Annotated in this window: 24 protein-coding genes and 1 tRNA gene; 22 read left to right on the top strand and 3 right to left on the bottom strand. The window is 63.1% G+C overall.

Going from position 1 to position 24,376, the window contains the following annotated elements:
- The first annotated feature begins 111 nt into the window (after positions 1 to 111).
- Genes J7359_RS08345 through J7359_RS08360 form a run of 4 tightly spaced genes read left to right on the top strand, consistent with a single transcriptional unit; the run spans position 112 to position 4,682 of the window.
- A complete protein-coding gene (locus J7359_RS08345) occupies positions 112 to 765 on the top strand; it encodes an ATP-binding cassette domain-containing protein (RefSeq protein ID WP_209056180.1) in 654 nt (217 codons plus the stop codon).
- Complete coding sequence (locus J7359_RS08350) at positions 749 to 2,512, top strand: capsule biosynthesis protein (RefSeq protein ID WP_209056181.1); 1,764 nt, start codon at positions 749 to 751, stop codon at positions 2,510 to 2,512. The genes J7359_RS08345 and J7359_RS08350 overlap by 17 nt, the downstream gene beginning before the upstream one ends.
- Complete coding sequence (gene kdsA, locus J7359_RS08355) at positions 2,509 to 3,351, top strand: 3-deoxy-8-phosphooctulonate synthase (protein ID WP_209056182.1); 843 nt, start codon at positions 2,509 to 2,511, stop codon at positions 3,349 to 3,351. The genes J7359_RS08350 and kdsA overlap by 4 nt, the downstream gene beginning before the upstream one ends.
- Positions 3,348 to 4,682, top strand: coding sequence for a mechanosensitive ion channel family protein (locus tag J7359_RS08360; protein ID WP_209056183.1), 1,335 nt, complete (start codon positions 3,348 to 3,350; stop codon positions 4,680 to 4,682). Before kdsA ends, J7359_RS08360 begins: the two co-directional genes overlap by 4 nt.
- A gap of 4 nt (positions 4,683 to 4,686) precedes the next feature.
- Here the strand turns inward: J7359_RS08360 and J7359_RS08365 are convergent, their stop codons facing one another.
- The gene (locus J7359_RS08365; protein WP_209056184.1) at positions 4,687 to 5,871 is read right to left on the bottom strand and encodes an NAD(P)/FAD-dependent oxidoreductase; all 1,185 of its coding nucleotides are present in this window, start codon (positions 5,869 to 5,871) and stop codon (positions 4,687 to 4,689) included.
- A 94-nt stretch (positions 5,872 to 5,965) separates the two neighbouring features.
- On the opposite strand from J7359_RS08365, the gene J7359_RS08370 reads away from it, so the two are divergent.
- The 4 genes from J7359_RS08370 (at position 5,966) to tdh (ending at position 9,191) form a co-directional block, all read left to right on the top strand.
- A tRNA-Gln gene (locus J7359_RS08370) sits at positions 5,966 to 6,040 on the top strand.
- A gap of 240 nt (positions 6,041 to 6,280) precedes the next feature.
- Positions 6,281 to 6,838, top strand: coding sequence for a helix-turn-helix domain-containing protein (locus J7359_RS08375; protein ID WP_209056185.1), 558 nt, complete (start codon positions 6,281 to 6,283; stop codon positions 6,836 to 6,838).
- A 122-nt stretch (positions 6,839 to 6,960) separates the two neighbouring features.
- Positions 6,961 to 8,148, top strand: coding sequence for a glycine C-acetyltransferase (locus J7359_RS08380; protein ID WP_209056186.1), 1,188 nt, complete (start codon positions 6,961 to 6,963; stop codon positions 8,146 to 8,148).
- 14 nt (positions 8,149 to 8,162) lie between these two features.
- The gene (tdh, locus tag J7359_RS08385) at positions 8,163 to 9,191 is read left to right on the top strand and encodes an L-threonine 3-dehydrogenase (RefSeq protein WP_209056267.1); all 1,029 of its coding nucleotides are present in this window, start codon (positions 8,163 to 8,165) and stop codon (positions 9,189 to 9,191) included.
- Positions 9,192 to 9,267: 76 nt separating this feature from the next.
- Here the strand turns inward: tdh and J7359_RS08390 are convergent, their stop codons facing one another.
- The gene (locus tag J7359_RS08390; RefSeq protein WP_209056187.1) at positions 9,268 to 9,732 is read right to left on the bottom strand and encodes an Lrp/AsnC family transcriptional regulator; all 465 of its coding nucleotides are present in this window, start codon (positions 9,730 to 9,732) and stop codon (positions 9,268 to 9,270) included.
- A 102-nt stretch (positions 9,733 to 9,834) separates the two neighbouring features.
- Between J7359_RS08390 and J7359_RS08395 the strand changes: the two genes are divergently transcribed.
- The 10 genes from J7359_RS08395 (at position 9,835) to J7359_RS08440 (ending at position 20,502) form a co-directional block, all read left to right on the top strand.
- Positions 9,835 to 11,295: an aminotransferase class V-fold PLP-dependent enzyme gene (locus J7359_RS08395; protein WP_209056188.1), complete on the top strand. Its 1,461-nt coding sequence runs from the start codon at positions 9,835 to 9,837 to the stop codon at positions 11,293 to 11,295.
- Positions 11,292 to 12,638 carry an MFS transporter gene (locus J7359_RS08400; RefSeq protein ID WP_209056189.1) on the top strand — a complete coding sequence of 449 codons (1,347 nt, stop codon included), beginning with the start codon at positions 11,292 to 11,294 and terminating at the stop codon, positions 12,636 to 12,638. Before J7359_RS08395 ends, J7359_RS08400 begins: the two co-directional genes overlap by 4 nt.
- 40 nt (positions 12,639 to 12,678) lie before the next feature.
- Complete coding sequence (locus J7359_RS08405; RefSeq protein WP_209056190.1) at positions 12,679 to 14,145, top strand: NAD(P)/FAD-dependent oxidoreductase; 1,467 nt, start codon at positions 12,679 to 12,681, stop codon at positions 14,143 to 14,145.
- Positions 14,145 to 14,618, top strand: a complete 474-nt coding sequence (locus J7359_RS08410; RefSeq protein WP_247740268.1) for a hypothetical protein — start codon at positions 14,145 to 14,147, stop codon at positions 14,616 to 14,618. Before J7359_RS08405 ends, J7359_RS08410 begins: the two co-directional genes overlap by 1 nt.
- Positions 14,615 to 15,205: a peroxidase-related enzyme gene (locus J7359_RS08415; RefSeq protein ID WP_209056192.1), complete on the top strand. Its 591-nt coding sequence runs from the start codon at positions 14,615 to 14,617 to the stop codon at positions 15,203 to 15,205. Before J7359_RS08410 ends, J7359_RS08415 begins: the two co-directional genes overlap by 4 nt.
- Before the next feature lie 80 nt (positions 15,206 to 15,285).
- A complete protein-coding gene (locus J7359_RS08420; RefSeq protein ID WP_209056193.1) occupies positions 15,286 to 16,398 on the top strand; it encodes an NAD/NADP octopine/nopaline dehydrogenase family protein in 1,113 nt (370 codons plus the stop codon).
- Positions 16,399 to 16,440: 42 nt separating this feature from the next.
- Positions 16,441 to 17,550, top strand: a complete 1,110-nt coding sequence (locus J7359_RS08425; protein WP_209056194.1) for an extracellular solute-binding protein — start codon at positions 16,441 to 16,443, stop codon at positions 17,548 to 17,550.
- A gap of 76 nt (positions 17,551 to 17,626) precedes the next feature.
- A complete protein-coding gene (locus J7359_RS08430; protein WP_209056195.1) occupies positions 17,627 to 18,613 on the top strand; it encodes an ABC transporter permease in 987 nt (328 codons plus the stop codon).
- A complete protein-coding gene (locus J7359_RS08435) occupies positions 18,610 to 19,413 on the top strand; it encodes an ABC transporter permease (protein ID WP_209056196.1) in 804 nt (267 codons plus the stop codon). Before J7359_RS08430 ends, J7359_RS08435 begins: the two co-directional genes overlap by 4 nt.
- 3 nt (positions 19,414 to 19,416) lie before the next feature.
- Positions 19,417 to 20,502 carry an ABC transporter ATP-binding protein gene (locus J7359_RS08440; RefSeq protein ID WP_209056197.1) on the top strand — a complete coding sequence of 362 codons (1,086 nt, stop codon included), beginning with the start codon at positions 19,417 to 19,419 and terminating at the stop codon, positions 20,500 to 20,502.
- A 65-nt stretch (positions 20,503 to 20,567) separates the two neighbouring features.
- On the opposite strand, the gene J7359_RS08445 is transcribed toward J7359_RS08440, so the two are convergent.
- Positions 20,568 to 20,720: a hypothetical protein gene (locus J7359_RS08445; RefSeq protein WP_209056198.1), complete on the bottom strand. Its 153-nt coding sequence runs from the start codon at positions 20,718 to 20,720 to the stop codon at positions 20,568 to 20,570.
- Positions 20,721 to 20,838: 118 nt separating this feature from the next.
- Here J7359_RS08445 and J7359_RS08450 point away from each other — a divergent pair, with 118 nt between their 5' ends.
- The 4 genes from J7359_RS08450 to J7359_RS08465 all read left to right on the top strand — a co-directional run bounded on the left by J7359_RS08450 (position 20,839) and on the right by J7359_RS08465 (position 24,376).
- The gene (locus J7359_RS08450; protein ID WP_348524351.1) at positions 20,839 to 21,519 is read left to right on the top strand and encodes a GntR family transcriptional regulator; all 681 of its coding nucleotides are present in this window, start codon (positions 20,839 to 20,841) and stop codon (positions 21,517 to 21,519) included.
- Positions 21,520 to 21,542: 23 nt separating this feature from the next.
- Positions 21,543 to 22,529, top strand: a complete 987-nt coding sequence (locus J7359_RS08455; protein ID WP_209056200.1) for a TRAP transporter substrate-binding protein — start codon at positions 21,543 to 21,545, stop codon at positions 22,527 to 22,529.
- Positions 22,530 to 22,601: 72 nt separating this feature from the next.
- Complete coding sequence (locus tag J7359_RS08460) at positions 22,602 to 23,102, top strand: TRAP transporter small permease subunit (RefSeq protein ID WP_209056201.1); 501 nt, start codon at positions 22,602 to 22,604, stop codon at positions 23,100 to 23,102.
- Positions 23,099 to 24,376 carry a TRAP transporter large permease gene (locus J7359_RS08465; RefSeq protein WP_209056202.1) on the top strand — a complete coding sequence of 426 codons (1,278 nt, stop codon included), beginning with the start codon at positions 23,099 to 23,101 and terminating at the stop codon, positions 24,374 to 24,376. Before J7359_RS08460 ends, J7359_RS08465 begins: the two co-directional genes overlap by 4 nt.

Consider the following 24,376-nt stretch of genomic DNA (forward strand, 5'->3'; position numbering starts at 1 on the left):
TCAGGGATGACAACTGGACAGATAGCCGACGCAGGCCTATGTTCCGGCGAATTCTGCCGGACCATCGGCATGGCAGGCCGGACCGAGTGTTTTGAATGGTAACGAACAGCCATGCTGGAATTCGATAACGTCTCGAAATCCTTCTGGACCGGGACGCAGCGAAAGGTGATCCTGGACCAGGCTTCGTTCCGCGTGGAACTGGGCCAATCGCTTGGGATTCTTGCGCCGAATGGCACCGGCAAGACGACTTTGGTCAACATGATGTGCGGACTGGAAAAGCCGGATGAGGGCAAGATCCGCCGCAGTTGCCGTATCTCTTTTCCGTTGGGTTTCATGGGCGGTGTGGTCGGCAGGATATCCGCCAACGAGAACGCCCGATATATCGCCCGGATCTACGGGCTGGACCCGGACTATGTTTCCGCTTTCACCCGCTGGTTGACGGACATCAAAGAATATTTCGATATGCCCGTTGGCACCTATTCCGCCGGGATGCGGCAGCGGTTCACCTTTTCTTTGTTGCTGGCGCTGGAATTCGACATCTACCTGATCGACGAGGGGATGCCCCAGACCACGGATGTCGAGTTCAATCGGAAGGCGGGCGAGGTGCTGTTCGAACGACTGAGGAATTCGACCGTCGTAATCGTGTCCCACCAGCCCAAGACGATCGAGAAGTTCTGCCGGCACGCCGCCATCCTGCGCGACGGCAGGTTGTACATGTTCGAGTCCCTTGAAGAGGCGAAGCAGTATTATGACTACACCGCCTAAGGCCCGCCGCTTTCACCTCTCCGCCTCGGAATCCGTTAGGCCGGGCGCGCCCGCGCCCCATGCTGCCGATACGCGCAAGGCCGCCCCGTCGGTTCGCGTCGAGGTGCGAAAGAAAGCGGATCTTCCGCCGCGCTTCGGCAAGGGCCCTGTGGCGGACGAAGCCGGAAAGCCCGATACCTCTGACGCGGCACTTGATCGGCTGACGCTGACCCAGCTCACCGATGACGGCTTCCCCGATCGCAAGGTAGGAGAGGCGCCCGCCACTGCCGCCGCGCCCGCGCAATCGGACAGCGCGGGGCTGGAGGCCAGGCTGCGGGCGATCCGTTCCGAGAAGCTGACCGACCGCCAGCTTCGTATCGCGCGGCGTATCGCCGCGCTGCACCAGATCGAGGTCGCGTCCGACGAAGAGGCGGTGCTGCGGCTTCGCGAACGCGGCATCGACCCGTCCCACCGCGCCGCGCTGAGCCAGATCCTGTCCAGCGAGGGCAACCGCGTGCAGTCGGCCCCGGCCCGCAACGCCCCGGCTGTGCTGCCGCGTGCCAAGGGCACCGAGGTCGGGCCCGCCGCCCCGCCGCTGCCGTCGCGCGAGGCGCTGGCCGAAGATCAGCGCGCCGCCGACATCTATCGCATCCAGCGCGATATCGCCCGTCGCCGTCGTCGCCGGATGATGATGCTGGCGTTGCGGTTGCTGTTTTTCGTGGTTCTGCCCACGGCGCTGGCAGGATGGTATTATTTCAGGGTCGCGACCCCGCTTTATGCGACGTTCTCGCAGTTCCAGATCCAGTTCGCGGACACCTCTGGTCTTAGTCAGGGGGGCAACGCGATCGCCGGGCTGCAGGCGAACAGCGACGCGGTCGGTGTTCAAAGCTATCTGTCGTCGCGCGATGCCATGCTGCGCCTTGACGCCGACAAGGGGTTCAAGCGGGCCTTTCAGGATCCGTCGATCGACCCGGTCAAACGTCTGGCCTCCGACGCCACCAACGAGGCAGCCTACAAGGTCTATCAGGATTCGGTGAGGATCGGATATGATCCCACCGAAGGCATGATCGACATGGAGGTGATCGCGCCCGATCCCGCGCTGAGCCAGGAATTTTCGCTGGCGCTGATCGCCTATGCGGAAGATCAGGTCGATCAGATGACCGAACGAATGCGGGCCGATCAGATGGAAGGCGCCGTTCAGAATTATCGCGACGCCGAAGAACGGGTGGTCGAGGCACAGCGGCGGGTTCAGGAATTGCAGCAGAATCTGGGTGTGCTGGATCCCGTGGCCGAAGGGTCGGTGGTGATGAACCAGATCGCCGAGTTGGAGGGACAGCTTGCCCAGAGACAGCTGGAACTGGGGCAGTTGCTGGCCAACCAGCGTCCGCAACAAAGCCGCGTGGCCACACTGCGCGGCGATATCTCGCGGCTTCAGGACATGATCGCGCAGACCCGCGGACAATTGACCAATGGCAACGAAACGCGTACCTCTTTGGCCGCGATCTCGGGTGAATTGCGTATTGCCGAAAGCGATCTTGCAACCCGGCAGGAACTGATGGCGAACGCCGCCGCGCAGATGGAGACGGCGCGGATCACGGCGAACAAGCAGGTTCGCTATCTGTCGCTATCGGTGAAACCTGTCGCGCCCGACGAGGCCACCTATCCCAAGGCGTTCCAGAACACGCTGGTCGCCCTTTTGATCTTTTCGGGGATTTACCTCATGTTATCCCTGACCGCTTCCATCTTGCGCGAACAGGTATCTTCATGACCAAACACCGCCATATCCGCATCGGCAATCTCGACTGCGGCAACGACCTGCCGCTGACCGTTATCGCCGGTCCCTGCCAGCTCGAGACGCTGGACCACGCGCTGATGATCGCCGAGATGATGGCCGAGGCCTGCGACAAGGCCGGTGCGCGCTATGTCTTCAAGGCCAGCTACGACAAGGCCAACCGCACCTCGTTGAAGGGGCGGCGCGGTCTGGGCATCGAAGAGGGGCTGGAGATTCTGGCGACCGTGCGGCAGCGGCTTGGCTGTCCCGTTCTGACCGATGTCCACGACGCCGAGCAGGCCGTTCTGGCCGCGAAATCGGTCGATGTGATCCAGATTCCGGCCTTTCTTTGCCGGCAGACCGATCTGCTGCTGGCGGCGGGCAAGACCGGCGCGGTCGTCAATGTGAAGAAGGGCCAGTTTCTTGCACCCTGGGACATGCCGAACGTGGCCGACAAGGTCGCCTCGACCGGGAACGACAATATCCTGCTGACCGAACGCGGTGTCAGCTTCGGCTACAACACGCTGGTCGCGGATATGCGCGCCCTGCCGATCATGGCGCGGACCGGATATCCCGTCGTGATGGACGCCACCCACTCGGTGCAACAGCCGGGCGGGCAGGGCGGATCGTCGGGCGGTCAGCGCGAGTTCGCGCCGGTGATGGCGCGTGCCGCCGTGTCGCTTGGCGTGGCCGGGGTGTTCATCGAAACCCATGAAGACCCCGACAACGCGCCCTCCGATGGCCCGAACATGATCCATTTGCAGCGGATGCCGGCGCTGATCGCGTCATTGATGCGGTTCGACGCATTGGCCAAGGCAGAACCGCTGGACGCATGATCCGTGCGCTGCTGCTGATCCTGCTGCTGGTGCTGCCGGCCGCGATTCCCGGCCCGGCAGCGGCGCAGGCCGGTCGCGACAGCGTCGCGTCACCCAGCGGCACCATATCGGTCCGCAACGATGCGGCCACCGATCTGGCCATCCGCAACCGGATCTACAGCATTCTGGATCAGGTGGCGTCCTTCGATTCCGTGCGTGCGCGCGTCGATGCGGGCATCGTCACCCTGACCGGCGAAGCGACCGAGCAGGCGACGATCGACCGTCTGAACGCGCTGATCGCGCGGGTCGATGGCGTTGTCGCCATCGAGGATCAGGTCCTGCTGTCGACCGATATCGGGCTGCGCCTTGAATCCGTGCGCGGTCGTTTCCTGCAGCGGCTGAACCAGGTCGCGGCGGGGCTGCCGTTCGTCGTGCTGGGCCTGCTGGTCGGCGCGGTTATCGTACTGCTTGGTGGCTGGTTGTCGCGGCGCGACAAGACGTTGGCACGGATCGCGCCCAACCCGTTCATCGCCGACTTCATGGCCCAGACCATCCGCCTCAGCACATGGATCGTCGCGCTGGTCGTCGCGCTGGGGCTGATGGAGGCGACGGCCCTGCTGGGAACCCTGCTGGGTGCCGCCGGGATTTTCGGCCTGTCCCTCAGCTTTGCGGCGCGTGACACCATCGAGGGTTTCGTCGCGACGATCCTTCTGTCCCTGCGCCAGCCCTTCCGACCCAACGACCTGATCGAGATCGGCGGTCAGCGCGGTCGCGTGATCCGTCTGACCAGTCGCGGAACGACGCTGCTGACGCTTGACGGCAACCATATCCGCTTTCCCAATCAGATCGTCTACAAGGCGGTGCTGACCAACTATACCCGCAATCCCGAGCGCCGTTTTCTTGTCGATCTGACGGTCGATCCCTTCGCCGATCTGGGCCGCGCCCGCGATCTGGTGCTGCGGACCCTGGCCGGGATGGATTTCGTGCTGGCCCGACCCGAGCCGGTGGCCTGGATCGAGGCGTCGGGAAATGAATTCGTGGTGATCCGGGCAGGCGCCTGGGTGTCACAGGACGGCACTGATTTCGACCTGGCCCGAGGCGAGGCGTTCCGCCTGCTGCGGCAGGCGTTGGACGGCGCGGGCTATGCGATCCCCGAGCCGATTCACCGGCTGCATCTTGAGGGGCAGGAGGCCAGCCAGCTTCAGAAGCCGGACCCTGCGCAGGCCCCCGCTGACGCGCCCGAGGCGCCGCTGGATCTCAGCCCGGATGCGGGTTTCGAACAGTTGGTCGATCGCGGCCGGGTGGATGACGGGCGCAACCTGCTGCGCAGCGACATGCGTCGGCCCGGCTGATGCCTCAGCCGTCGCGGGCGGCAATCCCCGCGGCGTGACCCGAGGCCCATGCCCATTGAAAATTATAGCCACCAAGCCAACCCGTCACGTCAACGCATTCGCCGATGAAGTGCAGGCCCGGCACCTTTCGCGCCTGAAGTGTTCGGGCGTCAAGGTCGCGGGTGTCCACACCGCCCAAAGTGACCTCGGCCGTGCGGTATCCTTCAGTGCCCACGGGGCGCAGCCGCCAGCGATTGATCCGGTCTTCCAGCGCCTCGAGCATCGAATTGGGCTGGTCGGCCAGCCGCCGTTCCGCCAGACCGGCTTCGGTCGCGATCGCATCTGCCAGGCGCTGCGGAAGCCATTCGCCCAAAGCTGCCGCGATCCTGATCCGGCCCGCCTGCGCGCGCCGCCTTTTCAGTTCCTTGCCAATCGCGATGCCGGGCAGCAAGTCGATCTCCAGCACTTCGCCGGGCTGCCAGAAGCTGGAGATCTGCAGGATGACGGGGCCACTGAGACCGCGATGGGTGAACAGCAGAGCGTCCCGGAAATCGCCGCCACGGTGCCGTATCCGCGCCTCAAGCGAGACCCCCGCCAGCGGCCGGCACAGCGCAAGATCCTGTTCCGCAAATGTCATCGGAACCAGACCGGGCCGGGTCTCGACGCAGCGCAGACCGAAATCCTGGGCTATTTCATAGGCCAGACCCGTCGCACCCATCTTGGGTATCGATTTTCCGCCGGTTGCGATGACCACCCGCGCGGCCGTCATTGCGCCGTTGGTGGTCTGCATGGAAAACCGATCTCCGGCATGACGCAGACCCGACGCTGACGTGCCCAGACGCAGTTCGGCGCCCTGCATCCTGCGGATCAGCATGTCGGTGATCTGCGTCGCCCGCCCATCGCAGAATAGCTGCCCTTGGGTCTTTTCGTGCCAGGCGATCCCGGCCTGATCGACCAACCCGACGAAGTCCTCGGGCCGGTATCCTGAGAGGGCGCTGGCCGCGAATCTGGGATTGCCTGACAGGAACCTTTCCCTGGTCGTGGCAAGGTTGGTGAAATTGCAGCGCCCCCCGCCCGAGATGCGGATCTTTTCGGCGGGCTTTGATGCGTGATCCAGCACGACCACGCGCCGACCGTGCGCCATCGCCGATCCTGCGCAGAACAGCCCCGCCGCCCCGGCGCCCAGTACAAGTAGATCCGCGTGCTCCATCCGGCGCGCATATCCGGGCATCGGCGGCAGGGCAAGGTTTTGCGATTTTTCGACTTGAACCCCCCCGGTGTCTTGGCTATTCAGCCTCGCACGTTGGGGCGTAGCCAAGTGGTAAGGCAGCGGTTTTTGGTACCGTGTACCGTAGGTTCGAATCCTACCGCCCCAGCCAGGTCTTCGGGAATCGTCAGGAAAATCTGCGAAAGCAAGATCGGCAGATCCCGGTCGCAGACAGCCCTGTAACAATCTGCCGAGACTGTGCCATGCGCAGTGACGCAATGCGTTGCTCGGACTACGCCAAGGCCATGCTCTGGGGTGCACAGCGCGAATGATGATCCCGGCGTTCGGCGCCTGACGGCGGCCCGGATTTTCTGCTGGAAAACTGCGCCCTGCGCGCTTAGCTTCCGCTTTCATGGACAAACCCGACGCTATCCTCTCGCTTCTTCCTGCGCGCTTGAAACAGGCCCGGCAGTCGCAAGGTCTGTCGCTGGACGCCGTTGCCAAGCTGTCGGGGGTGTCGCGCAGCATGGTCAGTCAGATCGAGCGTGGCGAGTCCTCGCCCACCGTCTCGACGCTGTGGAACCTGACCCGCGCGCTGCAGGTGGATTTCGCCGGGCTATTGGAAGACCAGCATGTCAGCCAGCTGGAGGTGCTGCGGGCGCAGCAAGTGCCGACCATCGAGAATCGCGGCACCGGCTGCACGATACGGATCCTGTCGCCGCCCGAAGACGCGGGCCATCACGAGGTTTACGAACTGCGCTTTGCCGAGGGCGGCGTCCTGGATTCCGCACCGCATGCCCGTGGCACTCAGGAAAACCTGACCGTGATCGAAGGCGCGCTGACCGTGACGAGCGGCGAGGCCGTGGACCGGCTCGATACCGGTGAAACCGCGCGATACGCCGCCGATGTTCCGCATCGCCTGCAGGCCGAGGGAAAGGCGCGGGCGTTCCTTGTCGTGAAGGGAGGGTGATGGCGGCGCGTCAAGGGGCGGAGTGACAGTTTAGCGGACGGATGTGCGCTAAAGCATAATCCGTCATTGCGGAATAATTTCCGCCGTGATAGATGCTTCATCGCAACCTAAAGGAGTCGTCCATGTCCGCCCGCTTCTTCGCCGATCTGCAAACCACGCTTGCCGGGATCGAGGCCGACGGCCTGATGAAGCGCGAGCGCATGATTACGTCGGCCCAACGCGCGGAAATCGCTGTGGGCGGGCGGGATGTCATCAATCTTTGCGCCAATAATTATCTGGGTCTGGCGGATCATCCGGACCTGATCCGCGCCGCCCGCGAAGTGATGGACGACAAGGGTTTCGGCATGGCCTCGGTCCGCTTCATCTGCGGCACGCAGGACTTGCACCGCACGCTTGAGCAAAAGCTGGCGGCATTCCTGCAAAAGGATGACTCGATCCTCTTCGCGGCCTGTTTCGATGCGAATGGCGGGTTGTTCGAACCGCTTCTTGGACCCGAGGATGCGATTGTGTCCGACAGTCTGAACCATGCCTCGATCATCGATGGCATAAGGCTCTGCAAGGCACGGCGCTATCGCTATGCCAACAACGACATGAACGATCTTGAGGCGAAGCTGAAAGAGGCGCGTGACGGCGGGGCGCGACATGTGATGATCGCGACCGACGGCGTGTTCTCGATGGATGGCTATCTGGCGAACCTTCCTGAAATCACGCGGCTGGCCCGGACATACGATGCGGTCGTGATGGTGGACGATTGCCATGCCACCGGCTTCATGGGGCCGCGGGGTGCGGGGACGCCGGACCATTTTGGGGTAGAGGTGGATATTCTCAGCGGAACGCTGGGAAAGGCGCTTGGTGGGGCGATGGGGGGCTATATCGCCGGACCGCAGCCGGTCATCGACCTGTTGCGCCAACGCGCGCGACCGTATCTGTTTTCCAATGCGCTACCGCCCGCGATCGTTGCCGCCGGACTAGAGGCGCTGCGCCTGGTAGAGCAGGGCGGTGCATTGCGCCAACAGCTGTTCGAGAATGCCGCGTATTGGCGCAAGGGGCTTGCCGATCTGGGCTTTGACCTGCTGCAGGGCGATCATCCGATCATTCCGGTGATGCTGGGCGAAGCGCCCTTGGCTCAAAAAATGGCCTCGGGCCTGTTCGACAAGGGCGTCTATGTCTCGGGCTTCTTCTATCCGGTGGTTCCGCATGGCCAGGCACGCATTCGCACCCAGATGAACGCAGCCCTGACCCGCGCGCAGCTTGATCGCGCCCTGGCCGCCTTCGCCGAAGTGGGCCGAGATCTGGGGGTGATCCGATGAGCTTGCCGAACACCATGAAGGCGCTGCAGAAATCCCGCCCCGAAGAGGGGCTGTGGATGGTGCAGGCGCCAGTGCCCGAGCTGGGCCCGGACGATGTGCTGATCCGGATCAACGCGACCGGCATCTGCGGCACGGACATCCATATCTGGAACTGGGACGACTGGGCCGCGGCCACGGTGCCGGTGCCGATGATCACGGGTCATGAATTTGCCGGCGAGATCGTCGAGATCGGTCGCAACGTGACCGGTCTGCAGATCGGCCAGCGCTGCTCCGGCGAGGGGCATGTGGTCGGAACCGAAAGCCGGCAGAGCCGATCGGGCAAGTTCCATCTGGATCCCGGCACGCGCGGCATCGGGGTGAACGTGCAGGGGGCCTTTGCCGAATATCTGAAGCTGCCTGCCTTCAACGTGGTGCCGCTGCCGGACGACATTCCCGACGAGATCGGCGCGATCCTCGACCCCTTGGGAAACGCGGTTCACACGGCGCTCAGCTTTGACCTTCTGGGCGAGGATGTGCTGATCACCGGGGCGGGGCCGATCGGCATCATGGCGGCCGCGGTGGCGCGCCACGCCGGTGCGCGGCATGTGGTGATCACCGACATCAACGCCGACCGGCTGAATCTGGCAGAGCATGTCTGCAGGAACGTGCGCACGGTCGACGTGTCGCAGGAGGATCTGCGCGACGTGATCCGCGAGTTGGACATGAAGCAGGGCTTCGACGTGGGGCTGGAAATGTCCGGCAGTCAGCAGGCGCTGGACCAGATGGTCGAAAGCCTGATCATGGGCGGCAAGATTGCGCTTCTGGGGATACCGCCGGGAAAGTCCCCGGTGGACTGGTCGCGCATCGTGTTCAAGGCGATCACCATCAAGGGCGTCTACGGGCGCGAGATGTTCGAGACCTGGTACAAGATGATCGCCATGTTGCAGAACGGGCTGGATGTCAGCCGGGTGATCACGCACCGCATGTCGGTGGACGATTTCCGCGACGGCTTTGCGGCGATGAAATCCGGCCAGTCCGGCAAGGTGGTCCTGAACTGGCGCTAGGCGGCACGACCGCCTTATCCGAACGCGTTGCGGTGCGGGCTAAATGTCCCGCGCTACCGCCGGTTGCGGCACGTCCTTATCGCAACGGGATCGGGCGCTGTTCCTCGATCGCCTCCATCGCGAAATACGAGGTCACCGTTTCCAGCTCTATATCCGCGATCAGCCGTTTATACACGTCGTCATAGCCTGCCATGTCCCTGACGACGATCTTCAGCAGATAATCGTATTCGCCTCCGATGCGGAAAAAGTCTATCACCTCGGGTATCGCCGAGACATGGACGCGGAACTTTCTCAGCCAGTCTGCCGAGTGATGTCGCGTCTTGATCAGCGAGAATACGACAAAACCGCCGCCCAGGCTGTTTCGATCGATCACCACGGTGCGGTTGCGGATCGCGCCCGAGGCTTCCAACGTCTTCAGCCTGCGCCAGCAGGCGTTCTGCGACAAACCTACCTTCTCGGCAAGCGCGCGCTGGGGCAGGCCAGCGTCACGCTGAAGTTCCTCGAGGATGCGAAAATCAAAATGATCCAGTTTATGTGCCATGTGTCGATCATATGACCCAAAAAATCTAAATCAATAGCAATGAACTGTGAAGTTTTTTCCGAATATTGCGTCATACTTGAACCATCAGTACCAGGGGATGACATGACTGCGCTCGACGATTTCAAGGCTGCGCTGAAAGGCGCTGACGTTCACGACCGGATCCGCGAAGGGTTGATCGGCGAGGATGTGCAGATCGACGGGCCGTTCGGGTCTAAGCCGTTGATCTATGCCGATTACGTCGCTTCGGGCCGCGCGCTGACGCAGGTAGAGGATTTCATCCGCGAACGGGTGCTGCCCTATTATGCCAACACGCATACGCAGGCGTCGTTCTGCGGCGAGTACATGACCAAGCTGCGCGAGGCCGCGCGCGCCGAAATCGCCCGCCTGACCGGCGCGGGCGCGGGAATGAGCGTGGTGTTCACCGGCTCGGGTTCTACCGCCGGAATCAACCGCATCGTCGGGCTGCTGGACTTGGCGCGGCTGGTTCGGGAAGGGCAGCGTGTCGTGGTTCTGACCGGCCCCTACGAGCACCATTCCAACATCCTTCCCTGGCGAGAAACCGGTGCAGAGGTGATCGAGATCGACGAGGCGCCCGGCGGCGGTGTGGATATGGGCGCGCTAGAGCGCAGCTTGCAGGCGGCGCAGGGTGCGGCGCGGATCGTCGGCACGTTCTCGGCCGCATCGAACGTGACCGGCATCCTGACCGATGCCGACGCGGTGACGCGCGTTCTGCGCGCGTATGGCGCGCTGGCGGTCTGGGACTACGGCTGTGCCGGCCCCTATTGCGAAATGGACATGAGGGCCGGAACCGATGAGCAGAAGGATGCCATCGTGTTTTCGGTTCACAAGTTTCCCGGCGGCCCCGGTTCCAGTGGCGTTGCCGTGATCCGCGACGATATCGCGCATCGCGCGACCCCGACCCTTCCCGGCGGCGGCACGGTCAGTTTCGTATCGCCCTGGGGGCATGTGTATTCCGGCAGCCTGTCGGCGCGGGAAGAAGGCGGCACCCCGAACGTGACCGGCGATATCCGCGCCGCGCTGGCGATGCTGGTCAAGGAAGCCTTGGGCCAGGACTGGCTGGATGCCCGGCAGGCGGAACTGCGGGCGCGGGCACTGAAGGTCTGGGAACGGAACGACCGGATCGAGTTGCTGGGCGTGCCGGATGCCGAGGCTTTGCCGATCTTCTCGTTTCGGGTGCGGGATGGGCAGGGCGGGTTGATGCATCACCAGTTCTTCACCCGACTTCTCAGCGATCTGACCGGCGTGCAGGCCCGCGGCGGCTGTGCCTGTGCAGGCCCATACGGCCATCGGTTGCTGGGGTTGGGGCGCGCCGAATCCGACGCGACCATCGCCGCGCTGGAACAGGGCAGGGAAACCGCCAAACCCGGCTGGGTGCGGTTGAATCTTTCCGCACTGATGAGCGACAAGAAGGCGGATTTGATCATCGGGGCGGTGGACAATCTGGCGCGGATCGCCCCAGACTATGCAGTTCAGTATCGCGTCGATACCAGTACCGCCCGGTTCAACGCGGAAGGGTTTTCCAAGGATACGCTTGCTTCATGACCGACGCCCGGATCAGCCCTTTTGCCAATCCCGCCTTCCGCACGCTGTTTGCCGGGCAGGTCTTTTCGCTGCTGGCGATCGGCCTGATGACCGTGGCGATGTCGCTGGCGGCATACCGGATCGGCGGAACGGCGGCCGCCGGACAGATCCTGGGCTTTCTTCTGGCGGTGAAGATGGTTGCGTATGTCGGCGTCGCGCCGCTGGCCGCCGCGCTGTTTGCCGGGCGCAGTCGCAAGCGGGTGATGGTGGGGCTGGACGTTGCACGGATGCTGCTGCTGCTGCCGATGGCGTTTGCCACTCAGACCTGGCAGATCGCCGCGCTGGCGCTGGTCTTCTTTGCCGTGTCGTCGGGTTTCACGCCGATCTTCCAGTCGGTGATCCCCGATGTGCTGCCCGATGAACGTGCTTACAGCCGGGCGCTGGTCTGGTCGCGCATCGCATATACGCTGGAATCGGTACTGTCGCCAGTGCTTGCCGCCATGGTGCTGCAGGTCGTGGCAGGCAAGTATCTGTTCTGGGTAGCCGCGCTGGCTTTCATAGGTTCGATCGCCGCGCTTGTTATCACGCGCTTTCCGCCCGAGGGAAGCGACGGTCGCAAGGGATCATTCGTGTCACGGGCGTTTCGTGGGCTGTCGATTTATCGACGCACACCGCGCCTGCGCGGGCTTTTCCTGCTCAATTTCGCGCTGTCGCTCAGCATGGCGTGGGTGCTGGTCAATTCGGTGGTGCTGGCAGGGGCGCGTCTGGGCGATGCGGAAACGCATTTTCCCACCCTGATGGCTTTCTATGGCCTGGGCGCCGCGATTGGCGCGGTGCTGGTGCCGCGTCTGGTCGAGGCGCAGGGCGATCGCTGCGTGATGGCGTCGGGGGCCGTGCTGCACGCCGTGCTGGGATTGGGTATCGTGCTGCCGTTGGGCTATGCGGGATACATGGCGCTTTGGCTTGGCTTCGGGTTGGCCGCGTCGTTGGTGCTGACGCCGGGCGGGTTGGTGATCGCACGATCTGCCACGGCGAAGGACCGTCCGGCGGTGTTCGCGGCGCAGTTCTCGCTGTCGCATGCGGGCTGGCTTCTGGCCTATCCCCTGGCCGGAGAGTTGGGGGCGCGTGCCGGTCTGGAGCCGGCGTTGCTGATCCTGTCGGGGATGACCGTCGGCGTAGCGGCCCTGGCGCTGCGGATCTGGCCCGCGACCGATCCGCTGACCCGCGAACATGATCACCCGGAACTGGCCCGCGATCATCCGCATCTGCGTCACACCCCAGCGCAGGGGCCGCGCCACCGGCATTCCCATGCCTTTTACATCGACGACCTCCACCCGGACTGGTCGGCCAGCAAGCCGGCCTGAGCGTGCCGTGACCGCACCCCAAAGTTACAGGAATGACGACATGATACAGGAAACCGCTTCTCCGATCGACGGCCAGGGACTGCCCGTTCTGGAGGCGCGGCTGCGCGAGGATCTGAAATTCCTTTGCTGGCCGGGCAAGGACTGGGTGCCCGCCCGCGAAGGCGTTCACGACGTGGTCATCATCGGTGGTGGCATGTGCGGCATGGTGGCCTGGCTGGCGCTGAAGACCGGCGGCATCCACAATATGCGTGTGCTGGATCGCAGTCCCGAAGGGCTGGAAGGTCCCTGGCTGACCTATGCACGGATGGAGACTCTGCGTTCTCCGAAAGAGCTGACCGGCCCGGCCTACGGCCACGGCGCCCTAAGCTTTCAGGCATGGTATCGCGCACAGTTCGGCACCGAGAAATGGGGGCAACTGGACAAGATCCCGCGTCCGATGTGGATGCAGTACCTGAAATGGTACCGCAAGGTCCTTGAGATACCCACCGAGAACGGGGTGTCCGTCGATCTGGTCAGGCCCGAGGGCGATCTGCTGCGGCTGCATCTGTCGGGCGGGCCAGAGGCGTCGATCCTGACCCGCAAGCTGGTCTTCGCCACCGGGCGCGATGGGACCGGCCAGCCGAACATCCCGGGTTTCGTGCGGGATCTTGACCAGAAATACTGGGCGCACAGCGCGGATGATATCGACTTCGCCACGCTCAGGGGGAAGCGCGTGGCGGTGGTGGGGGTCGGGGCCTCGGCCGTGGACAATGCCGCCGAGGCGCTGGAGCATGGTGCCGCCGAGGTCCGCCACCTGATCCGCCGCAACGAAATGCCCACCGTCAACAAGATGATGGGGATCGGTTCCTTCGGCTTCACTGCCGGTTATGCCAGCCTGCCGGATGAATGGCGCTGGCGCTTCATGCAGTATTCCTTTGCCACCCAGACGCCGCCGCCGCACGGTTCTACCAACAGGGTCAGCCGTCATCGAAACGCCTATTTCCACTTTGGCAAGGCGGTCGAGACGACGGTCGAGAGGAATGGCGCGGTCACCGTGGGCTTCGCGGACGGGACGTCCTACGAGGCCGATTTCGTGATCCTTGGGACAGGGTTTACCATCGACCCGCTGTCGCGGACCGAGTTCGGCGAGGCGGCGGGCGACATCCTGCTTTGGCAGGACGTCTATACGCCGCCGAAAGACGAACAATCCCGAGATCTGGGCCGGTTCCCCTACCTGAACGACGATTTCACATTCCGCGAGAAAGAGCCGGGGCAGGCGCCCTGGCTGTCCAATGCTTACTGCTTCAACTATGGCGCTTCGGCCAGCCTTGGGAAAGTCAGCGGTGACATCCCGGGGATCTCGGAGGGGGCAGGCTGGATGGCGCGCGCGCTGGCGGCAAAGCTGTATGCCGAGGACGTTCAGCAGCATTGGCAGGCGATGATGGCCTATGACAAGCCCGAGCTGGACGGCAGCGAGTGGGTGCCGTCCCAGCTGTCCGGTGCAGAACAGAAGGGGGAAGTGGCGTGATGACGATGGAAACAACCGCATTGACGGGCGCGGGGCTGACCGGCGTGCCCGGTGCAGCCGTCGAGGGACGCGCGAATATCTTCGAGATGACCCAGGCTGCCGAAGAAGCTGTCCTGCGGCCGAAAGATTGCGGGGCATGGTCGCACGAATTGCGCGCGGCGCTGGCGGCACGGATCGCGGTGCAGAACGACGAACACGCGCTGGCCGAGAGATATGCCGCCGGCGCGGGTGGTTTCGCGCCGCTGGCCGGACCGTCGCAGGACGGGGCCGCCGAGGGGCTTGCAGCCGTGCTGGCCTTCATGGACAAGGTCGCGGCCGACACGCGCAACGTCGCATCGACTGACATCGCGGGTTTGCAGGCGGCAGGGATCTTGGACGCGGATATCGTGCGGCTCTGCGAACTTAACGCATTCCTTGCCTACCAGTTGCGGGTGGTTGCCGGTCTGCGCCTGATGAAAGGGGTCTTCGCATGACCAAGGTGATCACGAAGTTCACCCGCAACGTGCCGCATTGGCAACCGCGCGTGAAGCCCGTCGACCTGAAGGAGGCCAGCGACGAGCAGCTTGACGCACTGAAGGTCACGCCGTCGAACACCAAGGTGTCGGAATATGTCCTGACGCTGGCGCACGACGTTGAAAGCCTGAAGGTCCGATCGCCTCTGTTCAACGCGATCATGTATGACAAGGGCGGGATGAGCCGGGCCGAGCGTGAACTGGGTGCGCTTGCGGCCTCGATGGTCAATCACTGCATCTATTGCGCCGCGGTGCACGCTGCGCGGCATGCGCAGCTGGAAAAATCCACGGAAGTGACCGACAGGCTGTTCCGGGACGGTGCCGATGCCGATTTGGGGCCGCGTGATCGCGCGATCTTCGATTTTGCCGTGGCGTTGTCCAGGACGCCGTCGCAGGCCGGGCCGGAAGAGATGGCTGCCCTGAAAGATGCGGGTCTGGATGAGACCGAAGTTCTGGACCTTATCCTGTCGGCATCGCTGTTTGGCTGGGCCAACCGGTTGATGCATGTTCTGGGCGATCCGGTGCGGTTGCCGGAAACCGCCGCATAAAAATCTACTATAACGGAAATTTTTCTGTCATAATATCATACGAACGATGAAACAGTGACAGGGCGAATCAGGGAGACGACGTGGGAAAGACGGTAGGATTGGCGGGCGCGGGCTCGATTGCGTTCGGAACCGCGGCGGTGCTGCACAAGGCGGGTCATGACCCGATGCTGTGGTCGCCTTCGGGTGATGGCACCTCAGGTCTGAGCGGTGGCGCGTCTCTGCGCGCGGTGGGTGCCTTGGAAACGACGTTCTCCCCTCGCATCGCCAGCGACGCGGCGACGCTGGCGCGCGAGAATGACGTTCTGATCATCACCTTGCCCGGCTATGGCCACAAGACCGTGCTGGATGCCCTGGCGCCGCATATCGAGAACCGTCACCATGTGATCGTGTCATCCCATGCCTCGTTGGGGGCGGTGTACCTGATGCAGCTTCTGGCCGAACGCGGCGTCGTCGCGCCGATCACCGCATGGGGCACGACGATCTGCACCGGGCGGCGGCAATCGGGCACCGAGGTCAAGGTGAACACCGTGCGCAGCCGCGTCGATCTTTGTACCGTGCCCGAAGACCGCTCTGCCGAGGCGCTGGCGCTGTGTCGGGAACTGTTCGGCGACCGGTTCCAGCCGCGTGACGGGCTGCTGGCGATATCATTGTCGAACCTCAATCCCCAGAACCACATGGGCATCGCGCTGGGAAACATCACCCGGATGGAGCGCGGCGAAACATGGTCGCAGGGTCAGAACGTCACCCCGAAGGTGGGACGCCTTCTGGAGGAACTGGACCGCGAACGGCTGCAGATCGCGCAGGCGCTGGGGCTGGAAGTCAGGACGATCTTCGAACATTTCCACCTGTCCTTTCACGTTCCGGTCGCCTCGATCTCTGAGATGAACCAGCAGATGCACGCCCAAGGCAACGGAGGCACCGGACCCGATACCGCCGACAGCCGCTATGTCACCGAGGACGTGCCCTACGGGCTGGTCGTGACTGCCGCGCTGGGTCGGCTGGCTGGCCATCCCGCGCCGTTGCACGAGGCGGGTATTAGCATCTTTTCGGCCATGTATGGTCGGGATTTCGAGGCCGAGAACCAGATCCTGGCGGCGCTGGAGCTGGATCGGTTCAGCCTTGAAGACTTGAAGGGGGCGGCCAGAACGGGCCTTTTGCGCCAGCCTGTCAGCGCATCAAGCGCGTCGGACTAGAATCAAGAATAACCACCACGGGACCAACAAGGAGAACAAGCCATGTCGAAACTGATCTTCAATCGTCGCCGGTTTCTGGGAACGACCGTCGCGACCGGCGCGGCGCTGGCATCGCCCGCCTATTTGCGCCGTGCCTCTGCCCAGACCGGGGGCGAGGTGAACATCTGGACCTACAATGATTTCGTGCCCACGGCCTTCCGCGAGCAGTTCGAGGCCGAGACCGGCATCAAGGTCAACATCCGCTTGGTGGATGACCAGGGAAAGCAGTTCAACCTGCTGGCGGCCGAACAGCCGAACCCGACCGTCGATATCATGACCGTTGCCGGGCACCGATTCCTGCAATTCATCGAAAGCGACCTGCTGGCGCCGCTGGACACCGGACGCCTAAAGAACTGGGACAAGATCAACCCGACCTTCTCGGAAAGCGACTGGTCGACGATCAACGGCAACAAATGGGGCGCGCCGATCCTGTCCGGGATGGAGGTTTTGTCCTACAACACCGAAATCGTCAGCGAGGAGGAGGCCCAGACCTGGGACACGCTCTTCAGCGAACAATACAAGGGCCAGACCGCCTATATCATCCAGGACATGATGTCGATCATCATGCTGAAGATGGGCTATGACGGCAACATGGTCGAGTATCTCGACGACCCCGACAAGGCCGCGCGGATCGTCGAGGAAGCCAAGGCCTTCCTGATCGAGAAGAAGCCGTTGGTGCGCAAATATTACGACGGCGGTGCCGAGTTCCAGCAGATGATGGTCAACCAGGACATCGTGCTGGGCCACAGCTGGAACGGACCTGCCGCGGCGCTGATCAATGACGGCTTCCCGCTGGCGATGAGCATTCCGCGCGAAGGTTCCTACGGTTTTGTCTACACGTTCAACATCGCGAACAATGCGCCGAACGGCGACAATGCCTATCTCTTCCTTGACGCGCTGCTGTCCTCGCCCGAAATCGGCGCGGCGATGACGAAGGCTTCGGGCTTCATCTCGACCTACAAGGATGTGTCCCAGCATCTGAGCGAGCTGGAGCGGAAATCCACCTCTTTCCCGGACGAGCAGCTGGCCAACATGCAGTTCTTCCGTGCCGAGGCGAACGAGCTGAAATACAGCCTCGTCGATCCGGCCGTCGAGGCGATCAAGGCCGCCTGATCCCCTTGCCAGCCCAGCATGTTCCTGTCCCGCCACGCGCGGGGCAGGGGCCCAGGCATACTTGAAAGACGACTGTATGACGTATGACGCATCCGCACAGCAGGACGGGCCAGCCATGACAGAAGACAAATCGGGACGCACATTCTGGGCCCGGTTGGCCTCGTGGGGACCGTATCACGCGTTGATGCGGCTGACGACGGCTTCACCCCGGCGCCAGTTCCTGATCCTTGCGGTGTTTCCCATCCTCTGGGTACTGAGCCAGCATCTTGGCCCGATGCTGCAGATGCTGCGGGTGTCGCTGACGGATGCCTATCCGGTCGCGCCCGGCGTCGAGCAGCATTTCACGCTGGACAACTATGGCCGCTTCTTTGGGGACAGCATCTTCTGGATGCCGTTCTTCCGCACCCTGATCTTTGCCGGTGTGTTCACCTTCTGCACGCTGATCATCACCTATCCGGTCGCGTATTTTCTGGCGCGGCATGTCAGCCGCAAGAACCAGATGCTGCTGCTTCTGCTGCTGCTGATCCCGTTCTGGGTCGGCGAGATCGTGCGCACCTACGCGATCATGATCTTGCTGGGCAATACCGGGGCGGTGAACCTGGCGCTGAAGACGCTGGGTCTGATCGATCGGCCGATCCCCTTCATGTATACCAGCTTTTCGATGGGCGTCGGCATCGTGTACCTGACCGCGCTTTACATGCTGCTGCCGCTGTATTCATCGCTGGAGAAGCTGCCCAAAAGCATGAACGAGGCCGCCGCCGATCTGGGCGCGGGCGCCTGGACCCGGTTCCGTCGCGTGTCGCTGCCGCTGACCATCGAGGGGATTTCGTCGGGCTGCACGCTGGTGTTTCTGATCTCGACAGGGTTCTACGCGACGCCGGTCCTTCTGGGCGGGCCGTCCACCACGGTCTTTGCCGAAACCATCGCAGGCTTCTTCCATGTGGCGGGCGATGAATGGCCCACCGGTGCGGCGTTTGCCACGATCATGTTCGCGGCCGCGCTGGCAATCACGGCGACGTTCCAGAAGCTGATGAACGCGCTGCGCAAGGGAGACAAGAAATGAACGACCGCCCCGAAGTTTTCCGCGGCAACCGGATCTTCCTTGCCTGCATCTACTGGGCTTTCGTCCTTTATGTCTTCGTGCCGCTGATCCTGATGGTGCTGATGGGCTTCAAGGACAGCAATTTCATCGGTTTCCCAATCAAGTCCTGGACGTTGGACTGGTACACCGGTGTCTTTGCCGATGCCGAAGTGCTGTCGACCTTCGGCTATTCGGTAGCCATCGCGGTGCTGTCGACGCTGATTTCGATCTTCGTCGGCGCGTGGATCGCAGTGCTTCTGGAAGGGCGCAAGTTCTGGGGCCGCACATTGCTGTTCGGCTTGGCGGTCCTGCCGGCGCTGGTGCCGGGCATCATCTCGGCGATCGCCTTTCGCATCTACGCCCGCTGGCTGGGAATCGAGCCCGGCATGGGCGCGATCGTCTGGGCGCATGCGGTGCATAATGTTCCCTTCGTGGTGCTGGTGGTGATGGCGCGGCTGTCGACACTGCCCAGAAGTCAGATCGAGGCAGCGCGCGACTTGGGCGCCGACCCGCTGATCTCTTTCATCCGCGTCACGCTGCCCTATCTGGTGCCCGCGATCCTTGGCGCCTCTATCTTCTGCCTGCTTCTGTCTTTCGACGATTTCGTGCGCTCTTTCTTCCTGGGCGGCTACGAACCCACGCTGCCGGTGCTGATCTTTGCCAAGCTTCGTTCCGGGATGAGCCCCGAGATCAACGCCATCGCGACCGTCGCGCTGTTCCTGACCGCCGCCATCGGCATCTGGGCAGAGCGCTTCACCCGCCGCATGAACAAGGAAAACTGAGCCATGACCGACCAGACGACACCGCTTGTCCGCATCGAGGGGCTGTCCAAGCATTTCGGCGAAACCGTTGCGCTAAACGATCTGACGCTGGACATCGCGCGGGGCGAGTTCGTCACTTTCCTTGGCCCCTCGGGGTGCGGCAAGTCCACCACGCTGCGCATTCTGGGCGGGTTCGAGCGTCCGACGACCGGGCGGGTGATCCTTGATGGCGTGGACGTGACCAAACAACCGCCCGAAAAGCGCCATGTGAACATGGTGTTTCAGGACTATGCACTTTTCCCGCACATGACCGTCGCGCAGAATGTCGCCTTCGGGTTGGAACTGAAGGGCATGCGGAAATCAGAGATCCAGCGTCGCTCGGCAGAGATCATGTCCTTCCTGGAACTGGAATCCTATGCGACGCGCTATCCGGCGCAGCTTTCGGGTGGGCAGCGGCAGCGTGTGGCGCTGGCGCGCGCGCTGGCACCTGACCCGGCGCTGCTGTTGCTGGACGAACCTTTGGGCGCGCTGGACGCCAAGCTGCGCGGCCAGGTTCAGCAAGAGCTGAAATCGATCCAGCGCCGCACCCACAAGACGTTCTTCTTCGTGACGCATGACCAGGAAGAGGCGTTGACCATGTCCGACCGGATCGTGGTGATGAACAAGGGCAAGGTCGAGCAGGACGGCACCCCGGAAGAGCTGTATTTTCGCCCTGCCAGCCGTTTCGTGGCCGAATTCATTGGCGAAACCAATCTTCTGTCTGGCCGGATGCGCGGCAGCGAGGGCGACAAGATCGTCATGGACTGGGAAGGCGCGACCCTGCTTGGCAAGGCGCCCGCAGGTGTGCCTGGCGAGGGCCAGCCGATCACCGCTTCGGTCAGGCTGGAAAAGCTGGGGTTCAGCGCCGAGCGTCCGCAGACCGCGAATGCGGTGCAAGGGCGCGTGGTGGCCAAAACCTTCCTGGGCAGCCGTATGGCCATGCAGATCGCTGTCGGCGAGAACGGCGCGCTGCTGAAGGCCTATGTGGACGCCGATACCGGCCAGTCGTTGGGTAGCGACCCCGTCTGGATCGGCTGGGAGCCGGACAATATGGCCGTCCTGAACGACTGACCCGGACCTGCCGCCCGCGTCGTCCAGACGCGGGCGTGCGGCCTTCTGGCATATCGTCAAGAATTTCAGAACGTGGCCGCGAACCTGATCGCGCCGACCTTTTCCTCGCAGGTTGATGTCCCGATCGCAACGCGGGTCAGATCGTTAGTCCACGATGCCGTGCGCGTGCAGATAGCCCGTTGTTTCGCGGTGGTGATGACCTCGCGTTGCAGGATCACGGCGGCTTTGCGCTTGTGACGCGGGCGCGCGGGGCATTGCAGAAGTCGATGCGCATCTGCTGCCCTCCGCTTTACTTGTATGGAAGTATGGCGTAGCTTCTGCGCAAGGGAGAATACCGTGGATCAGCCGTCATTCATCGTTCCGTCCAGTTCGACTGCGCAACAGGTCTATGACTGGTTGCATGATCGCATCCTGCGCGGCGATCTGGCGCCGGGTGCGCGGCTGAGCGAGACCGAGATTGCCGGTCAGGTCGGCGTCAGCCGCCAGCCCGTGCGCGAGGCCTTCATCCGCCTGACAGCGGCCGGACTGGCCGAGGTTCGACCTCAGCGCGGCACCTTTATCGGGCGGATTTCCGTGGGCGCCGTGCTGTCGGCGCGATTGATCCGCGAAGCTGTCGAAAGCGATCTGATCAGGATGGTGTCGGCCACCACCTCGCCCGCGCTTCTGGCGCAGCTTGATCAGCAGCTTGAAGCGCAGCGAGAGGCCAGCGCGCGCCAGCATGTCGAGGATTTCATTGCGCTGGACGATCAGTTCCATCGCAGCCTTGCCAAGGCGGCAGGCCACGCGGATGTGTGGGACGTGCTTGAGGGGCTGAAGTCCCAGATGAACCGTCTGCGCTATATCACCGCGCGGGTCTTCGATCATCAGAAACTGCTGGATCAGCACACCGCCATCGTCGAAGCGCTGCGCGAGGGCCATGCAGATCGCGCGGAACAGGCGATGCGACTGCACCTGCGCGAATTGTTGACCGATCTTCCCGAGATCGCGCGCAACAAGCCGGAATTCTTCACGAAATAGACGCTATCACCAGGAGGAGGATGATGATGAAACTGAACCGTCGCCATTTCACCGCGCTTGCCGGGGCCAGCCTGCTGGCCGCACCGGCAATCAAGGCCCATGCCGCAGATGTAACGCTGAAACTGGGTCATCTCGCCAATGAGCAGAACAGCTGGCACAAGGCGTCGATCAGGTTCGGCGAAGAGGTCGCTAAGCTGACCGAAGGTCGGGTCGAGGTGCAGGTCTTTCCGAACGAATCCCTGGGCAAAGAGATCGATCTGATCAACGGCATGCAGCTTGGCACCGCCGACATGACGATCACCGGCGAAAGCCTGCAGAACTGGGCGCCGATGGCGGCGCTGCTGGCCGTGCCCTATGCCTATCTGACGCTGGAACAGATGGATCAGGTCGCGTCGGGCGAGATCGGCGAGCAGATCAAGGCTCAGGTGATGTCCAATGCGCAGATCCGTCCGCTTGCCTATTTCGCGCGCGGTCCGCGCAATCTGACCTCGAACCGCGAGATCATGACGCCGGACGATCTGAACGGGCTGAAGCTGCGGGTTCCGAACGTCCCGCTGTTCGTCAAGACGTGGGAAGCCTTGGGTGCCGCACCAACACCGATGGCCTTCAGCGAAGTCTTTACCTCGCTGCAGAACGGCACCATCGATGCACAGGAAAATCCGCTGGCCCTGATCGATTCCGCGAATTTCAACGAGGTCCAGAAATTCGTGAACAAGACCGAACATGTCCGGTCCTGGATCTACCTGACCATTTCCGAACTCAGCTGGGGCCGTCTGTCCGAGGCGGATCAGGATGCGGTGATGCAGGCGGCTGCGACCGCACAGCGGTATGAACGCGAACTGTTCCTGGCCGACGAAGAGCGGCTGACCCAGGTCCTGCAGGACAAGGGCATGACCTTCGTGGAAAGCGACAAGGCATCCTTCGCCGCATCGGCCAAGGATGCGGTGCTGGCCAACGTCGCGCCTGAAATCAAGCCGGTGGTCGAACAGCTTTTCGCGTCTCAGGGATGATCTGAACTGCGGTGGCCGACGGGCCACCGCAGTTCAGCCGCCGACAAGAGGGTATCCGGCGAAGGAGATGACATGACCGCTTTGATCCGTGGAATGCGGGCGCTGTTGCGGGTTGGCACCGGGCTGTCCTTCATGGTGCTGATCCTTGCCGTCACCGTTCAGGTGGTGGGGCGCAGCTTTGCGACCTCGCCTGTCTGGACCGAGGAACTGACCCGGTTCGCACTGCTGTATCTTGCGGGGTTCGGCACCGGGCTGGCCCTGCTGTCGGGCGATCTTGTGAATGTCGACCTGGTCAGCGAAAGCCTGCCGCGTCGCGGGCCGTGGATCAGCCGGCTGGTTTCGGCGCTGCTGGTGCTGGTCTTCGCCGCGACGCTGGTCGAGCCTGCGCTGCGCTTTACCCGGATCGGCGCGATGCAGACGTCGCCAGCGATGGGTCTGCCCATGAATTATGCACATGGCAGCATCCTTCTGCTGCTGACGATGCTTGCGCTGGCGGCGGCACTGCGGCTGATCGCGATGCTGACGGGTGCGGCTGACGGCCGCCCCGACAACCTGACGGGAGAGATCGAATGAGCCTTGCCATCCTTGGCCTGACCTTCGTTTTCGGGCTGGTGATCGGCATGCCGGTCGCGGTGACGCTGGGGCTGTCCTCGATGGCCTATCTGCTGTGGCAGGGGATGCCGTTGGTGGTGATCCCGCAGAAGATGTATGCCGGCATGGACAGCTTCGTGCTGTTGTGCATTCCCGGCTTCATCCTGGCCGGCAACCTGATGAACGGCGGCGGGATCACCGGGCGCATCATCCGGTTCGCGCAGGCGATGGTCGGCTGGATCCGGGGCGGGCTGGCGCAGACCAATGTGGCGTCCTCGATGCTGTTCGGCGGCATCTCGGGGACGGCGGTCGCGGATGCGGCGTCGATCGGCGGAATGATGATACCGGGCATGAAGAAGGCCGGCTATCCTGCTGATTTTTCTGCCGCAGTCACCGCCGCGTCGTCCACGGTGGGACCGATCATTCCACCCTCCGTGCCGATGATCATTGTCGGGTCGCTTGCGGGAATTTCGGTCGGCAAGATGTTCATTGCGGGCGCGTTGCCGGGATTGCTGCTGGGACTGGCGATGATGGTCACCACCTATGTCATCGCAGTGAGGCGCGATTTTCCGCGTCAGGCCTGGCAAGGCTGGGGCGAACTGGGAGCGGCGTTTCTTGGCGCGTTCTGGGCCTTGGCGATGACCGGGTTGATCGTGGGCGGAATGCTGTCGGGCTATGTCACGCCGACCGAAACGGCGGTAGTCGCCTCGATCTATGCGGTGATCGTGGGCGCCTTTGTCTATCGCGAATTGCCGTTGGCGCGCGTCCCGACGATCCTGATCGACAGTGCGGTTTCATCCGCCGGCATCCTTGCGCTGGTCGGCACGGCCAATGTATTCGGCTGGATTCTGGTCAGTGAACAAATCCCGCAGATGATTGCCGATGCCGTGCTGTCGGTGACCGACAACAAGTTCCTGGTGATCCTGCTGATCAACATCGTGCTGCTGATCGTCGGCATGTTCATGGAAACGATCGCGGCGCTGATCATTCTGTTCGTGCCGCTGATGACACTGGCCGAGGGCGTGGGGATCGAGCCGCTGCATTTTGCCGTCTTCGCGGTCCTGAACCTGATGATCGGACTGACCACGCCGCCGGTCGGTGTCTGCATGTTCGTCTGCGCCAACATCGCGCGGATCCCTCTGGCACCGGTGATCCGTGCGCTGGTGCCCTATCTTGCAACCAACATCTTCGTGCTGCTGCTGGTCTCCTACATCCCGTGGATCAGCACGTTCCTGCCTTCTCTGATGGATAAGTGA

Origin of the sequence: Paracoccus sp. R12_2 (assembly GCF_017744015.1) — a bacterium.
GTDB lineage: Bacteria > Pseudomonadota > Alphaproteobacteria > Rhodobacterales > Rhodobacteraceae > Paracoccus.

Coding starts and splice junctions, on each gene's coding strand:
- J7359_RS08460 (WP_209056201.1), top strand. CDS start 22,602: ATGACCGCTTTGATCCGTGGAATGCGGGCGCTGTTGCGGGTTGGCACC.
- J7359_RS08400 (WP_209056189.1), top strand. CDS start 11,292: ATGACCGACGCCCGGATCAGCCCTTTTGCCAATCCCGCCTTCCGCACG.
- J7359_RS08405 (WP_209056190.1), top strand. CDS start 12,679: ATGATACAGGAAACCGCTTCTCCGATCGACGGCCAGGGACTGCCCGTT.
- J7359_RS08360 (WP_209056183.1), top strand. CDS start 3,348: ATGATCCGTGCGCTGCTGCTGATCCTGCTGCTGGTGCTGCCGGCCGCG.
- tdh (WP_209056267.1), top strand. CDS start 8,163: ATGAAGGCGCTGCAGAAATCCCGCCCCGAAGAGGGGCTGTGGATGGTG.
- J7359_RS08435 (WP_209056196.1), top strand. CDS start 18,610: ATGAACGACCGCCCCGAAGTTTTCCGCGGCAACCGGATCTTCCTTGCC.
- J7359_RS08350 (WP_209056181.1), top strand. CDS start 749: ATGACTACACCGCCTAAGGCCCGCCGCTTTCACCTCTCCGCCTCGGAA.
- J7359_RS08425 (WP_209056194.1), top strand. CDS start 16,441: ATGTCGAAACTGATCTTCAATCGTCGCCGGTTTCTGGGAACGACCGTC.
- J7359_RS08380 (WP_209056186.1), top strand. CDS start 6,961: ATGTCCGCCCGCTTCTTCGCCGATCTGCAAACCACGCTTGCCGGGATC.
- kdsA (WP_209056182.1), top strand. CDS start 2,509: ATGACCAAACACCGCCATATCCGCATCGGCAATCTCGACTGCGGCAAC.
- J7359_RS08345 (WP_209056180.1), top strand. CDS start 112: ATGCTGGAATTCGATAACGTCTCGAAATCCTTCTGGACCGGGACGCAG.
- J7359_RS08390 (WP_209056187.1), bottom strand. CDS start 9,732: ATGGCACATAAACTGGATCATTTTGATTTTCGCATCCTCGAGGAACTT.
- J7359_RS08430 (WP_209056195.1), top strand. CDS start 17,627: ATGACGTATGACGCATCCGCACAGCAGGACGGGCCAGCCATGACAGAA.
- J7359_RS08455 (WP_209056200.1), top strand. CDS start 21,543: ATGATGAAACTGAACCGTCGCCATTTCACCGCGCTTGCCGGGGCCAGC.
- J7359_RS08395 (WP_209056188.1), top strand. CDS start 9,835: ATGACTGCGCTCGACGATTTCAAGGCTGCGCTGAAAGGCGCTGACGTT.
- J7359_RS08410 (WP_247740268.1), top strand. CDS start 14,145: ATGACGATGGAAACAACCGCATTGACGGGCGCGGGGCTGACCGGCGTG.
- J7359_RS08365 (WP_209056184.1), bottom strand. CDS start 5,871: ATGGAGCACGCGGATCTACTTGTACTGGGCGCCGGGGCGGCGGGGCTG.
- J7359_RS08415 (WP_209056192.1), top strand. CDS start 14,615: ATGACCAAGGTGATCACGAAGTTCACCCGCAACGTGCCGCATTGGCAA.
- J7359_RS08375 (WP_209056185.1), top strand. CDS start 6,281: ATGGACAAACCCGACGCTATCCTCTCGCTTCTTCCTGCGCGCTTGAAA.
- J7359_RS08440 (WP_209056197.1), top strand. CDS start 19,417: ATGACCGACCAGACGACACCGCTTGTCCGCATCGAGGGGCTGTCCAAG.
- J7359_RS08465 (WP_209056202.1), top strand. CDS start 23,099: ATGAGCCTTGCCATCCTTGGCCTGACCTTCGTTTTCGGGCTGGTGATC.